This is a genomic window from Kitasatospora sp. NPDC089509 (assembly GCF_044749365.1).
In the GTDB taxonomy this organism is placed as follows: domain Bacteria; phylum Actinomycetota; class Actinomycetes; order Streptomycetales; family Streptomycetaceae; genus Kitasatospora.
On record NZ_JBIVHS010000035.1, the window covers coordinates 1 to 12,839 of the forward strand.

Consider the following 12,839-nt stretch of genomic DNA (forward strand, 5'->3'; position numbering starts at 1 on the left):
CGTGACGGGTGATTTTCAGACTGCCAACGGCGGCCGGGCACAGTCGAACAGGGTCGGCAGTCCGAAAATCACCCAGCCCCCGGAGCACCCACCCCCGGAACCGCCCCCGGCGTCACCCACCCTCCCGAGAGCCCACCCCAAACGACAGACCCCCCTCAGCCCCCCTCCCGCTCCCGAGCCTGCTCCAAGTCCTCCCAGGTATCACAGTCGTACGCGACGTTGTCCGTATCAGCCACCCGCACCCCCGCCAGCCCCCCGACCAGCCGCCACAACGGCCGCCCCGCCGGATCACCCAGCCCGACGAGCGCCGAGCGCAACGCCGCCGTGCGGTAGGCAGCGGCGAGCGGCTGGTCCCGACCCCCCGCGTCGACCAGCACCGCGGCCTCCACCGACGCCCCCGCATCGTCCAGGGCGGCGACCAACCGATCGACCGTACGCCGGTCCAGAAAAGGCAGATCAGCGGCGAACAGCAGCACGACCTCCGCGGTGACGAGGTCCAGCCCCGCCGCGACGGCGGCGACCGGTCCACCACCGGGCGGCCGCTCCCTGGTCCAACGGACTCCCACCCGCGCGGTCGGCCGGACCGGCCCGACCACCACGGTGGTCCGAGCGCCCACACACGCGGCGAGCACCCGGTCCAGCAGCGTGCTCTCCCCCACCAGCAACCCGGGCTTGTCCACCCCGCCGAGCCTCCGGCCCGCGCCGCCGGCCGGGACGATCACGTCGTACGGCGTCGTCATGCGGCCAGTATCCCGCGCTACCCGCCCGCCCCTCCCTCCGAAGAATCCCCGCCCTCCTCGGACTCCCCGGACTCCCCGGACTCCTCGGACTCAGAGACCCCAGAGGACCCAGAGGACTCCGCAACCTCCCCCACCGCCGCCCCCCGCGCGATGTTCGCGACAGCCCCCAGCTCCAGGAAGGACGGCAGCGTCAGCTCCCCGTACCGCTCGTTCATCGCCGTCACCAGCGCCTCCGGGTCGTCCGGGTGCTCCGCCAGCAGCCGGTCGAAGTCCTGGAGGTACTCCCCGGTGAAGGCGAGCACCCGGGCCGCATCGTCGCCCTGCTCCGGCGCGCGGTGCCCGGCGATCACCCGGTCCACCCCGAGGTCGGCGATCCGGCCGAGGTTGTGGCCCCAGGTGGTGCGCTGGGCCGGGGTGGTGTCGGCGGTCCACACGTGGGTGCCGTTGCAGACGAAGTCCCCGGCGATCACGGTCCGGATGCTCGGCACGTGGACGACGGTGGACTCCCCGCAGTCGGCCTGGCCGAGCAGCAGCACCGGGATCACCTGCCGGTCGAGCATCAGCGGCTGGGGCAGCAGCGGCGCGGGGACCAGCGGGTGGTCCGGGATGTCGTCGCCGTAGACCGGCTTCCACTGGGCGACCTTGGCCGCCACGGTGCGCCGGATGCCCTCGACCACGGCCGGCGCGGCCAGCAGCTGGGCGTCCGGGAAGAGCCGGAGCACCTCCTCGGCGCCGAAGTAGTGGTCCGGGTGCTGGTGGGTGACCACGATGGCGAGCAGGCGGCGGCCCTTGCCCGCGACCCACTCGGCGAGTTCGCGGCCCGCGCTGCGGGTGAGCTGGGCGTCGACCAGGATCGCGGTCCGCTCGCCGAGGATCAGCGTGGAGGTGGTGAAGAAGGCCGACTCGGGCCCGGTGAAGACGGCGACCTCCAGCGGAGGGACCGGCCGCCCGGCGTCGTCGACGGCACCGGGCACGGCGGGCTCGGCGGCCCCGGCCGCGACGGGCTCGGCGTCCGCCCGCTCCGCGCCGGCGCTCTCCTCGGGCGGGGACGACGTCACGGGCTTGCTCCCTCTGGTTCGGCGGTCGGACTCCTTGCGCCCTACAGCATGGGAGTACCGGCGGCCGATTGCGCGGAAGGCGCGCCCGGCGGGGCGCGCCTTCGGACCCAGGTCACACCCCCCGGGTCGGACCGCTCAGGCCGCGACCCGGGCGGCCGTCTCCTTGCCTCGGCGGGCGGCCTGCTCCAGCGCCTGCGCCTTGGACTCGACGGCCTTCGGCAGCAGCTCGGCCAGCGCCGGGACGACCGCCGCCATGGTCAGCTCGGGAACGATGAAGTCGACCTCCAGCCCGAGCCCGCCGCCCAGCACCTTCTCCAGGTAGGTGGTGACGAACTCGAACGGCTCACGCGGGGCGCCGGGCGCGTACGAGCCGCCGCGGGAGGCGACCACGGTGACCGGGGTGCCCTTGGCGGAGGGCGCCTCGCCGGCCGTGCGGCCCATCAGGATCACCTGGTCCAGCCAGGCCTTGAGGGTGGACGGGATCGTGAAGTTGTACATCGGGGCGCCGATCAGCACCGCGTCGGCGGTCTCCAGCTCGACCATCAGCTGCTCGCGCAGTGCGAAGGCGGCGGCCTGCCCGGGGGTGCGCGCCTCGGCCGGGAGGTATCCGGCGTTGATGCCCAGGGCGTCCAGGTGCGGTATCGGGTCGGTGGCGAGGTCGCGGTGGATCACCGTGCCGCCGGGGTGCTCGGCCTGCCAGGCGGCCCGGAACGCGGCGGTGACCTCGCGGGAGACGGAGCCGTCGGTGAGGGCCGAGGAGTCGATGTGCAGGAGCGTGGCCATGACTGAACCTCCGAATGATAAGCAGCTGCCTTTTCCGCTGCAGCTGCAGACAACACAGTAGCTGCAAACAACGTAGCAGCTTACTTTTCTGCAGTCACTAATGACCGGTCGAGTACGCTGGACCCATGGCCGAGCACGAGGCAGTCACCGACGCAGTCACCGAGGCAGTCCCGACCGCCGCCAACCCGTGCGCCCCCTCGGAGCAGGGCTGCTTCAACGTCGAGCTGGCCCTCAACCGGGTGTTCACCCTGCTCGGCAAGCGCTGGACCGGCCTACTGATGGGCGTGCTGACCCACGGCGGCCCGGCCTACTTCTCCGAGCTGCGCCGCGCCGTCCCGGGCATCAGCGAGCGGATGCTCTCCGACCGGCTGACCGAGCTCACCGAGGCCGGGCTGGTGCTCCGCGAGGTCGACCCCGGCCCCCCGCTGCGGGTCAGCTACCGGCTCACCGAGGCCGGTCTCGCACTCAAGCCGGCCCTCACCGAACTGGCCGTCTGGGCCGACCGCCACCTGCCGGAGAGCGCCCTCAAGAGCGGCTGCGGCCCGGCGCCCAAGACCGGCTGCTGACCCGGCTGCCGACCCGGCCCCGCCGGAACACGACGCCGGCCCCACCCGAACACGACGAAGGGCCCGCCCGCCGGATTCGGCGAACGGGCCCTTCGGTACGAACGGACCTCAGCGTGCGGCGGCGCCACCGCGCAGCCGGGCCACCCGGTCGGCGATGCCCCAGGAGGTCACCCGCCAGAGCGCCTCGACCACGATGGTGCGGCTCATCTTGGACGCGCCGAGCTCGCGCTCCACGAAGGTGATCGGCACCTCGGCGACCTTGAAGCCCGCCTTCACGGTGCGCCAGGCCAGGTCGACCTGGAAGCAGTACCCGGCCGAGGCCACCTCGTCCATGCCCAGGCCGAGCAGGGTCTCCTTGCGGAAGGCCCGGTAACCGCCGGTGACGTCCCGGATCGGCACGCCCAGCATCAGCCGCGAGTAGGTCGAACCGCCGCGCGAGAGCAGCAACCGCGACTTCGGCCAGTTCACCACCCGGCCGCCCGGCACCCAGCGCGAACCGAGCACCAGGTCGGCGCCGCGCAGCGCGCCCAGCAGCCGGTCCAGCTCCTCGGGCTGGTGCGAGCCGTCCGCGTCCATCTCGACCAGGACGTCGTAGCCGTTGTCGATGCCCCAGCGGAAGCCCGCCAGGTAGGCGGCGCCCAGGCCCTCCTTGCCCTTGCGGTGCATGACCTGGACGTTGGCGTCCTCGGCGGCCAGCTTGTCGGCCAGCTCACCGGTCCCGTCGGGGCTGTTGTCGTCGGCGACCAGCACGTGGGCCTCGGGCACCGCGGCCCGGACCCGACCGACGATCCGCTCGACGTTCTCCGCCTCGTTGTAGGTCGGGATGATCACCAGGACCCTGCCGAGATCAGCAAAACTCTGCTGGTTCACGGTCACGTACAAACCTCTCGGCCGATGGCGGGGAGTGTCAGAGACACCGTCGCCCGCACTCTGGAACGCGGCCCGGCCGACAGCCCGCCGACGGGATGACCACGGTGGAGAATGCTGCGGAGGGCGGAGACTACTGCGTCCTGGCATTCTACTACCGCGCCCGGGAACCACCGGTCGGACCACGGCACTCCCATCCCTTGCCCACTGTTTCCCCGCACGTGACCCGGGTCGGCTAGGGTCGATGCCCTTGCCCGTACGCGGTCCGCCCGCACCGCCGGGCCCGCCCCGGAGATCCGGACCAGGGACGTCCGGGGCCGCCCCGTCAGCGAAGGAGTAGGACCGCGCGCATGGACAGGCTCGTCAACACCGTCCGCCCGTACGCCTGGGGGTCGCTCACGGCCCTGCCCGAGCTGCTGGGCCAGGAACCGACCGGCGAACCGCAGGCCGAGCTGTGGATGGGCGCCCACCCCGGCGACCCGTCCCGGGTCGACCGCGGCGACGGCCCGCGCCGACTGGACGAGCTGATCGCGGCCGACCCCGAGGGCGAACTCGGCGCGGCCAGCGTGGCCCGCTTCGGCCCGGGCCTGCCGTTCCTGTTCAAGGTGCTCGCCGCGGGCATCCCGCTGTCCATCCAGGCCCACCCCACGCTCGACCAGGCCCGGGCCGGCTTCGCCGCCGAGAACGCCCTCGGCATCCCGCTGGACGCCCCCGGGCGCAGCTACCGCGACGACAGCCACAAGCCCGAAATGGTCTGCGCCCTGGGCGAGTTCGAGGGCCTGTGCGGGTTCCGCGAGCCCGCCGGGGCGGCCGGGCTGCTGGCCGGGCTCAAGGTCCCCGGGCTGGACCGGGTGATCGACCTGCTGTCCGTCGAGGACCCGGCCGAGGCGCTGCGCGGCGCCCTGGCCGCCGTCCTCACCCTGGACGGCGCGACCGTCCGGGAGGCCGTCGAGGTGCTGGCCGGCACCGACCCGGCCGGGGAGTACGCGCCGTACGCGCGGATCGCCGAGGACTTCCCGGACGACCGCGGCGTGATCGCCGGCATGCTGCTCAACCACGTCCGGCTGCGGGCCGGCGAGGCGCTCTACCTGGGCGCCGGGGTGCCGCACGCCTACCTGTCCGGCGTCTGCGTGGAACTGCAGGCCAACTCGGACAACGTGCTGCGGGCCGGCCTCACCCCCAAGCACATCGACGTGCCGGAGCTGCTGAAGATCGTGCTCTTCGAGCCCGGCGCCCCCGGGGTGGTGCACCCGGTCCGGGTCGACGGCACCCCCGGCGAGCAGCTCTACCCCGTCCCGATCGACGAGTTCCGGCTCTCCCGCTTCGAGCTGGACGGCGTGGAGCGGGAGATCGACGGCCGCACCCCGCAGATCCTGCTCTGCACCGAGGGCGCGGTACGGCTCACCGCCGCCGACGGCGCCGTCCTGGACCTCGGCCGCGGCCAGTCCGCGTTCCTCCCGGCCACCGGCGCCCCGACCCGCCTCTCCGGCCCGTCCGGCACCCTGTTCCGCGCCACCGTCACGGTCTGACCCGGGCCCGGGCGCCCGCCCCCTGCGGGGCGGCCGCCGGCCGTCAGTCCCTGGTCATGTCGACGAAGCGCGAGTAGTGGCCCTGGAAGGCCACCGTGATGGTCGCGGTCGGACCGTTACGGTGCTTGGCGACGATCAGGTCGGCCTCGCCCGCGCGCGGGGACTCCTTCTCGTAGGCGTCCTCGCGGTGCAGCAGGATGACCATGTCGGCGTCCTGCTCGATCGAGCCGGACTCTCGCAGGTCGGAGACCATCGGCCGCTTGTCGGTGCGCTGCTCGGGACCACGGTTCAGCTGGGACAGCGCGATGACCGGGACTTCCAGCTCCTTGGCCAGCAGCTTGAGGTTCCGGGACATGTCCGAGACCTCCTGCTGGCGGTTCTCGGCCCGGCGGGAGCCGCCGGACTGCATCAGCTGGAGGTAGTCGATGACGATCAGCTTGATGTCGTTGCGCTGCTTGAGCCGGCGGCACTTGGCGCGGATCTCCATCATCGACAGGTTCGGCGAGTCGTCGATGAACAGCGGCGCCTCGCTGACGTCGGGCATCCGGCGGGCGACCCGGGTCCAGTCGTCGTCCGTCATGTTGCCGGAGCGCATGTGGTGCAGCGCGACCCGGGCCTCGGCGGAGAGCAGGCGCATGGCGATCTCGTTGCGGCCCATTTCGAGCGAGAAGATCACGCTGGGCAGCTTGTTGTGGATCGAGCAGGCCCGGGCGAAGTCCAGCGCGAGGGTGGACTTACCCATGGCGGGTCGGGCCGCGATGACGATCATCTGACCGGGGTGCAGCCCGTTGGTGAGCTGGTCGAAGTCGGCGAAGCCGGTCGGCACGCCGGACATCTGGCCGTTCCGGGAGCCGATCGCCTCGATCTCGTCGAGGGCGCCCTCCATGATGTCGGCCAGCGGCGCGTAGTCCTCGTTGGTGCGCTGCTCGGTGACGGCGTAGATCTCCGCCTGGGCCGCGTTGACGATCTCGTCGACGTCGCCCTCGGCCGCGTAGCCCATGCCGGCGATCCGGGTGCCGGCCTCGACCAGCCGGCGCAGCACCCCGCGCTCGGCGACGATCTGGGCGTAGTACTCGGCGTTGGCCGCGGTCGGGACGGAGTTGACCAGGGTGTGCAGGTAGGAGGCGCCGCCGACGCGCTGCAGCTCGCCGCGCTTGGTGAGCTCGCCGGCCACGGTGATCGGGTCGGCCGGCTCGCCCCGGGCGTACAGGTCGAGGATCGCGCCGTGGATCATCTCGTGCGCGGGCCGGTAGTAGTCGGCCGGCTTGAGCACCTCGACCACGTCGGCGATGGCGTCCTTGGACAGCAGCATGCCGCCCAGGACGGACTGCTCGGCGGCGAGGTCCTGCGGGGGGACGCGCTCGAAGCCGTCGACGCCGCCCGGGCCGTCGTCGTCCCGGTGGTCCCGGTCCTTGCCGTTCTTGCCGCCCTTGCCGAAGCCGCCGCCGCCCTTGCGGAAGCCCTCGCCGCGGCCGCCACCCTGGCCGTTGCCCTGGCCGCCGCCGCCCTGCCCGCCGCGGTTGCGGGAGACCGGCAGCCGGTCGCCGGGACTGTCCGGGAACGGGGCGTCGTCGAAGGCACCGGCCGGGAAGGGGTCCTCGGCGGTCTGCCAGTCCTCCTCCGGCGGCGGGGCGTCGTGGTCGTCGTACTGGGGGCCGGTCACGCGTGTTCCCCGATCAGCGAGTGGTGCGAAGTTGGAGCGGGCCTTGCCGGTGGCTGGGTGGAGCGGAGTCGCTCCTCTTTGTACGCCACGGCACCGACAAATCGGACGCCGGGGTGGGTGGGAGTGTCGGGTGGAGGGCCCACGCTAAGGCGCCGGACGCCCTTGCGCCAAGGTGGTTATCCACAGGGGGTGTGGACGAGCGGCCCGGGGCTGTGGAGAACTGCCGCAAAGCTGTGGACACCCCTGTGGAAGCTCCTGTGGATAACCGGACGATCGACCCTTCGTCAACTCATTGACCTGGGATTACCTCTTCCGAGGCCTGTGCATGAGAAATTCTTCACACGCCGCCGGGCGGCCACGGGCACGTACCGGAGGGAGTGCGCCGCTCACAGTTTCGAGTAATGGCTGAACATTGGATAGGCCTATTACCTGTGGATGAGTACCCTGGAGCGCATGAGCGCCGCCACCGACGAGCCACCCAGACCCAGCCCGGGCCGCAGTCCCGACCCCAGCCCCGACCGCAGCCCGGGACGTGACCCCGGACGCCGTTCCGGGCGCGGCCACGACCGCGAGATCCTCGCCCTGGCGGTGCCCGCCTTCGGTGCCCTGGTCGCCGAACCGCTGTTCCTGATGGCCGACTCCGCGATCGTCGGCCACCTCGGCACCCCCCAGCTCGCCGGGGTCGGCGTCGCCTCCGCCGCCCTCACCACCGCGACCGGGGTGTTCGTCTTCCTCGCCTACGCCACCACCGCCGCGGTGGCTCGCCGGATCGGCGCCGGGGACCGCCGGGGCGCCGTCCAGCAGGGTGTCGACGGTCTCTGGCTGGCCCTCGGCCTGGCCGTCCCTGTGGTCCTGCTCACCCTGCTGCTGGCCCCCTGGGCGGCCGGGGTGCTGGGCGCCTCGCCGACCGCGGCGCCGTACGCCGTGACGTACCTGCGGATCAGCTCGCTGGGCATCCCGGCGATGCTGCTGGTGCTGGCCGCCACCGGCGTGCTGCGCGGCCTCCAGGACACCCGTACGCCGCTGCTGGTGGCCGTCGCGGGCTTCACCGCCAACATCGGCCTGAACGTCGGCCTGGTGTACGGCGCCGGGCTCGGGGTGGCCGGCTCGGCCTGGGGCACCGTGCTGACCCAGACCGGGATGGCGGTCGCCTACCTGGTCGTGGTGGTCCGCGGCGCCCGCCGGGAGCGGGCCTCGCTGCGGCCGGACCCGGTCGGCATCCGGGCCGGTGCCCGGGCCGGCGGCCCGCTGCTGGTGCGCACGGTCAGCCTGCGCGCGGTGCTGATGCTCGCCACCGCGGTGGCCGCCCGGCTCGGCGACGACCAGGTGGCCGCGCACCAGATCGCGATGACGCTGTTCGGCTTCCTGGCCTTCGCGCTGGACGCCATCGCGATCGCCGGGCAGGCCATCATCGGCCGCCACCTGGGCGCCTCGGACGCCCCGGGCGCCCGCGCGGCGACCCGGCGGATGGTCGAGTGGGGCGTGGGCTCCGGGGTGGTGCTCGGCCTGCTGGTGGTGCTCGCCCGGCCGCTGTTCGTCCCGCTGTTCACCCCGGACCCGGTGGTCCAGGGGCAGCTGCACACGGCCCTGCTGCTGGTCGCGCTCTGCCAGCCGGTGGCCGGCCTGGTCTTCGTGCTGGACGGCGTGCTGATGGGCGCCGGGGACGGCCCGTACCTGGCCCGGGCCTCGCTCGCCACCCTGGCGCTGTTCGCCCCGGCGGCCCTCGCGGTGCCGGCCACCGGCAGCGGGCTGGCCGGGCTGTGGTGGGCGATGAACCTGTTCATGCTGGTCCGCGCGGTGTTCCTGGTGGCCCGCGCCCGCGGCGGCCGCTGGCTGGTCACCGGGGCGGTCCGGGGCTGAGCCGGTCCGGGAACGACCGAGGGCCGGACTCCCCGGGGGGAGTCCGGCCCTCAGGCCACTGCTAGGAAGCTCAGGCAGCCACGACGGCGACGTCGAGGTTGGCCACGACGTCCGAGTGCAGCTTGACCGAGACCTTGTGGGTGCCCACGGTCTTGATCGGCGAGGCGATCGCGACGGCGCGCTTGTCCACGGCCGGGCCGCCGGCGGCCTTGATGGCCTCGACGACGTCGGCCTGGGTCACCGAGCCGAACAGACGGCCGGCGTCGCCCGAGCGAACGGCCAGCTTGACCTGGACGCCCTCGAGCTTGCCCTTGACGTCGTTGGCGGCGTCGAGGGTCTGGATGGCGTGGATCTTGCGGGCGCGACGGATCGCGTCGACGTCCTTCTGGCCACCCTTGGTCCAGCGGATGGCGAAGCCACGCGGGACCAGGAAGTTGCGGGCGTAGCCGTCCTTGACCTCGACGACCTCGCCGGCGGAGCCGAGACCCGGCACCTCGTGCGTGAGGATGATCTTCATTACTTGGTCACCCTCTCTTAGCGCGCGGTGCTGGTGTAGGGCAGCAGCGCCATCTCACGGCTGTTCTTCACGGCCGTGGCGACGTCACGCTGGTGCTGGGTGCAGTTGCCGGTGACCCGGCGGGCACGGATCTTTCCGCGGTCGGAGATGTACTTCCGCAGCAGGTTCGTGTCCTTGTAGTCAACGTAGTTGACCTTGTCCTTGCAGAACGCGCAAACCTTCTTCTTAGGCTTGCGAGCAGGCGGCTTCGCCATGGTGTGCTCCATTTGGGGTTCACGGCCCGGCCGGCGTCCGGGGACGCCTGCGGCCGGGCCGCACGAAATCTGTCAGCTCTTAGAACGGAGGCTCTTCCGAGTAACCGCCGCCGGACGGGGCACCGCCCCAGCCGCCGCCGCCCTGGTTTCCACCGGACGGAGCGCTGGACGCCCACGGGTCGTCGGAGGGGCCGGACTGACCGCCACCGGAGTTGCCACCCCAGTTGCCGCCGCCCTGCTGACCGCCACCGCCGCCCCAACCGCCGCCCTGGCCGCCGCCGCCACCCTGCTGGCCGCCGAAGCCGCCACCGGGGGCGCCACCGGGACCACCGGACCGGTTGGCCCGGGTGACCTTGGCGGTCGCCGAGCGCAGGCTCGGGCCGACCTCGTCGACCTCGACCTCGAAGACCGTCCGCTTCTCGCCTTCCTTGGTCTCGTAAGACCGCTGGCGCAGTCGGCCCTGCACGATGACGCGCATGCCGCGCTGCAGCGACTCGGCCACGTTCTCCGCCGGCTGCCGCCAGACGTTGCACGTGAGGAAGAGGCTCTCGCCGTCCTTCCACTCGTTCGTCTGACGGTCGAAGGTGCGGGGGGTGGACGCGATGCGGAACTTCGCGACCGCCGCACCCGACGGGGTGAAGCGCAGCTCGGGGTCGTCGACGAGATTGCCGACGAGGGTGATGACGGTCTCGCCTGCCATGGTGGTGATGACCTCTCGGGAAGATGTCCGTTCACCGCTGTTTCACGTGAAACAGCGGACGCGAGCTACCCGAGACCCGAAGGCCTCGGGTTGGCTCAGTGGGTCTCCGGGCGCAGGACCTTGGTCCGCAGAACCGACTCGCTCAGGCCCAGCTGGCGGTCGAGCTCCTTGACGACCTCAGGCGTGGCCTTGAGGTCGATGACCGAGTAGATGCCCTCGGACTGCTTGTTGATCTCGTAAGCCAGGCGGCGACGACCCCAGGTGTCGACCTTCTCGACCTTGCCGCCGCCGTTGCGGACGACGGTGAGGAAGTTCTCGATCAGGGGGGAGACAGCGCGCTCCTCGACCGAGGGGTCGAGGATGACCATCAGCTCGTAGTGACGCATGAGTAACCCACCTCCTTTGGACTCAGCGGCCACGGTCTCTCCGTGGCAGGAGGGTTGTGCGTAGCGTCGGCACCGGTGCGGTGACGACTCCGGGCCCACCGTAGCGGCCGGGTCGGACAGTCGGACCCCGACCACCCGAAAGAGGGTGTCGCCCGAAAGAGGGCGCAAGGGGGCACAACTACACCAGTGCAGACGGCACAGCCTACCTGCACCCGGACGGCCGAACAAAACGCATAGGGGTTGTGAGACGGACCCAACCGCCGCAATCTGGACGGAACGGGATTCCTGCCCGTTCGTCTCCACGCCAGGAGGTGGGACCCATGGCCCAGTCCGTCCACCGCATGCCCGCCCTCACGCTGAACACCGACGGCCACCCGCACCCCCGAGAGAACACCCTGGTGGCCCTGACCGCCGTCCTCGGCGTGATCGCCTTCACCACGTCGTTCTTCCACAACCTGCACCTGCTGACCTCGTGGACCGGCCTGGCCGGGATCATCACCGGGCTGTGGGGCATGTTCGTCTCGGTCACCACCGCCGAGCGCTTCGTCCTGATGATCACCCTCGGCGCCTCCGCGATCGGCTTCTACCTCGGGCTCGCCCGGGGCGGTCTCTGGGGCTGAGCGCCCCGCTCCAGGAACCCTCGGCGCCCCCGTCGCGTATCTGCTCAAGAGACAGGTACCCGACGGGGGCGCCGTCGTGCCCGCAGCGGTGGGCTCCCGGGCCCCGGACGATAGGGTCGAGCCCGAGAACCTGGGGCCACCGCAGCCCGACCGACGAGGAGCACCGAGCAATGAGCCTGCGCCTGAGGACGATCACCCGCGAGGAGCACCTCGCCTTCATCAGGAGCCGCGCCTCGGCCAGCCACATGCAGGTGCCGGCCTGGGGTGACGTGAAGGCCGAGTGGCGCTCGGAGTCGATCGGCTGGTTCGACGAGCACAACCAGCTGGTCGGGGCGGGCCTGGTGCTCTACCGCCAGCTGCCGAAGGTCAAGCGCTACCTCGCCTACCTGCCCGAGGGCCCGGTGATCGACTGGTTCGACCGGGACCTGGACCGCTGGCTCTCCCCGATGCTGGCGCACCTGAAGTCGCAGGGCGCCTTCTCGGTGAAGATGGGCCCGCCGGTGGTCATCCGCCGCTGGAACGCCGCCACCATCAAGGAGGCCATCGCCGGCAAGCAGGCCAAGCGCCTGCGCGACATCGAGGCCGACTGGTACGAGGCGCGCGCCTTCGAGGTGGCCGACCGGCTGCGCAAGGCCGGCTGGCTGCAGGGCGAGGACGGCGGCGCCGGCTTCGGCGACGTCCAGCCGCGCTACGTCTACCAGGTGCCGCTGGCCAACCGCTCGCTGGACGACATCCAGAAGGGCTTCAACCAGCTCTGGCGCCGCAACATCAAGAAGGCCGAGAAGAGCGGCGTCGAGGTGGTCCAGGGCGGCTACGACGAGCTGCCGATCTTCCACCAGCTCTACCTGGTCACCGCCGAGCGCGACAAGTTCACCCCGCGCCCGCTGGCCTACTTCCAGCGCATGTGGAACGCCCTCAACTCCGAGGACCCGAACCGGATGCGGCTGTACATCGCCTACCACGAGGGCGAGCCGCTGGCCTCGACCACCATGCTGGTGGTCGGCGAGCACGTCTGGTACTCCTACGGCGCCTCGGCCAACCACAAGCGCGAGGTCAAGCCGTCCAACGCGATCCAGTGGCGGATGATGCGCGACGCCTACGCCCTCGGCGGCGGCGTGTACGACCTGCGCGGCATCAGCGACACCCTGGACGAGAACGACCACCTGTTCGGCCTGATCCAGTTCAAGGTCGGCACCGGCGGCCAGGCGGCCGAGTACCTCGGCGAGTGGGACTTCCCGCTGAACAAGCTGCTGCACAAGGCCCTCGACCTCTACATGTCCCGCCGCTGAGGAGGCT

The 12,839-nt window shown here is 71.9% G+C and carries 14 protein-coding genes; 5 read left to right on the forward strand and 9 right to left on the reverse strand.

The features are described 5' to 3' along the window. Positions 1–155: 155 nt before the first annotated feature. The 3 genes from ACIP4P_RS41120 to ACIP4P_RS41130 form a co-directional block, all read right to left on the reverse strand. Positions 156–740, reverse strand: coding sequence for a molybdenum cofactor guanylyltransferase (locus ACIP4P_RS41120; protein ID WP_400928362.1), 585 nt, complete (start codon positions 738–740; stop codon positions 156–158). Between the two features lie 17 nt (positions 741–757). Further along, positions 758–1,798 (reverse strand): MBL fold metallo-hydrolase, encoded by a 1,041-nt coding sequence (locus ACIP4P_RS41125; protein WP_400928365.1) that lies wholly within the window; start codon positions 1,796–1,798, stop codon positions 758–760. A 135-nt stretch (positions 1,799–1,933) separates the two neighbouring features. Beyond that, entirely contained in the window at positions 1,934–2,581 is a 648-nt protein-coding gene (locus ACIP4P_RS41130) for an FMN-dependent NADH-azoreductase (protein WP_400928368.1), read from the reverse strand. Between the two features lie 125 nt (positions 2,582–2,706). On the opposite strand from ACIP4P_RS41130, the gene ACIP4P_RS41135 reads away from it, so the two are divergent. Beyond that, the gene (locus tag ACIP4P_RS41135; protein ID WP_400928371.1) at positions 2,707–3,147 is read left to right on the forward strand and encodes a winged helix-turn-helix transcriptional regulator; all 441 of its coding nucleotides are present in this window, start codon (positions 2,707–2,709) and stop codon (positions 3,145–3,147) included. Positions 3,148–3,255: 108 nt separating this feature from the next. On the opposite strand, the gene ACIP4P_RS41140 is transcribed toward ACIP4P_RS41135, so the two are convergent. Beyond that, on the reverse strand, positions 3,256–4,023 hold the full coding sequence (locus ACIP4P_RS41140) for a polyprenol monophosphomannose synthase (protein WP_350515716.1): 768 nt from the start codon (positions 4,021–4,023) through the stop codon (positions 3,256–3,258). Positions 4,024–4,364: 341 nt separating this feature from the next. Between ACIP4P_RS41140 and manA the strand changes: the two genes are divergently transcribed. Beyond that, on the forward strand, positions 4,365–5,543 hold the full coding sequence (gene manA / locus ACIP4P_RS41145) for a mannose-6-phosphate isomerase, class I (protein WP_400928375.1): 1,179 nt from the start codon (positions 4,365–4,367) through the stop codon (positions 5,541–5,543). A 43-nt stretch (positions 5,544–5,586) separates the two neighbouring features. Here manA and dnaB read toward each other — a convergent pair whose 3' ends face one another. After that, on the reverse strand, positions 5,587–7,080 hold the full coding sequence (gene dnaB / locus ACIP4P_RS41150) for a replicative DNA helicase (RefSeq protein ID WP_400928501.1): 1,494 nt from the start codon (positions 7,078–7,080) through the stop codon (positions 5,587–5,589). A gap of 579 nt (positions 7,081–7,659) precedes the next feature. Here dnaB and ACIP4P_RS41155 point away from each other — a divergent pair. Beyond that, positions 7,660–9,066 (forward strand): MATE family efflux transporter, encoded by a 1,407-nt coding sequence (locus ACIP4P_RS41155; RefSeq protein WP_350515713.1) that lies wholly within the window; start codon positions 7,660–7,662, stop codon positions 9,064–9,066. Between the two features lie 70 nt (positions 9,067–9,136). On the opposite strand, the gene rplI is transcribed toward ACIP4P_RS41155, so the two are convergent. The 4 genes from rplI to rpsF form a co-directional block, all read right to left on the reverse strand. Beyond that, on the reverse strand, positions 9,137–9,583 hold the full coding sequence (rplI, locus tag ACIP4P_RS41160; protein WP_350506558.1) for a 50S ribosomal protein L9: 447 nt from the start codon (positions 9,581–9,583) through the stop codon (positions 9,137–9,139). Between the two features lie 17 nt (positions 9,584–9,600). Next, complete coding sequence (gene rpsR / locus ACIP4P_RS41165) at positions 9,601–9,837, reverse strand: 30S ribosomal protein S18 (RefSeq protein ID WP_350515712.1); 237 nt, start codon at positions 9,835–9,837, stop codon at positions 9,601–9,603. 79 nt (positions 9,838–9,916) lie between these two features. Next, positions 9,917–10,537 (reverse strand): single-stranded DNA-binding protein, encoded by a 621-nt coding sequence (locus ACIP4P_RS41170; RefSeq protein WP_400928381.1) that lies wholly within the window; start codon positions 10,535–10,537, stop codon positions 9,917–9,919. Between the two features lie 95 nt (positions 10,538–10,632). Further along, entirely contained in the window at positions 10,633–10,923 is a 291-nt protein-coding gene (gene rpsF / locus ACIP4P_RS41175; protein ID WP_350515710.1) for a 30S ribosomal protein S6, read from the reverse strand. A 320-nt stretch (positions 10,924–11,243) separates the two neighbouring features. Between rpsF and ACIP4P_RS41180 the strand changes: the two genes are divergently transcribed. Both ACIP4P_RS41180 and ACIP4P_RS41185 read left to right on the forward strand, forming a co-directional pair. Then, positions 11,244–11,543, forward strand: a complete 300-nt coding sequence (locus tag ACIP4P_RS41180) for a hypothetical protein (RefSeq protein ID WP_350515709.1) — start codon at positions 11,244–11,246, stop codon at positions 11,541–11,543. 170 nt (positions 11,544–11,713) lie between these two features. Next, on the forward strand, positions 11,714–12,832 hold the full coding sequence (locus ACIP4P_RS41185; RefSeq protein ID WP_400928385.1) for a lipid II:glycine glycyltransferase FemX: 1,119 nt from the start codon (positions 11,714–11,716) through the stop codon (positions 12,830–12,832). The last annotated feature ends 7 nt before the right edge of the window (positions 12,833–12,839 follow it).

Bases quoted from the DNA above. Each gene is read 5' to 3' on its own strand.
- ACIP4P_RS41120 (WP_400928362.1), bottom strand. From the start codon at position 740: ATGACGACGCCGTACGACGTGATCGTCCCGGCCGGCGGCGCGGGCCGG.
- ACIP4P_RS41130 (WP_400928368.1), bottom strand. From the start codon at position 2,581: ATGGCCACGCTCCTGCACATCGACTCCTCGGCCCTCACCGACGGCTCC.
- ACIP4P_RS41135 (WP_400928371.1), top strand. From the start codon at position 2,707: ATGGCCGAGCACGAGGCAGTCACCGACGCAGTCACCGAGGCAGTCCCG.
- manA (WP_400928375.1), top strand. From the start codon at position 4,365: ATGGACAGGCTCGTCAACACCGTCCGCCCGTACGCCTGGGGGTCGCTC.
- ACIP4P_RS41155 (WP_350515713.1), top strand. From the start codon at position 7,660: ATGAGCGCCGCCACCGACGAGCCACCCAGACCCAGCCCGGGCCGCAGT.
- rplI (WP_350506558.1), bottom strand. From the start codon at position 9,583: ATGAAGATCATCCTCACGCACGAGGTGCCGGGTCTCGGCTCCGCCGGC.
- rpsR (WP_350515712.1), bottom strand. From the start codon at position 9,837: ATGGCGAAGCCGCCTGCTCGCAAGCCTAAGAAGAAGGTTTGCGCGTTC.
- ACIP4P_RS41170 (WP_400928381.1), bottom strand. From the start codon at position 10,537: ATGGCAGGCGAGACCGTCATCACCCTCGTCGGCAATCTCGTCGACGAC.
- rpsF (WP_350515710.1), bottom strand. From the start codon at position 10,923: ATGCGTCACTACGAGCTGATGGTCATCCTCGACCCCTCGGTCGAGGAG.
- ACIP4P_RS41180 (WP_350515709.1), top strand. From the start codon at position 11,244: ATGGCCCAGTCCGTCCACCGCATGCCCGCCCTCACGCTGAACACCGAC.
- ACIP4P_RS41185 (WP_400928385.1), top strand. From the start codon at position 11,714: ATGAGCCTGCGCCTGAGGACGATCACCCGCGAGGAGCACCTCGCCTTC.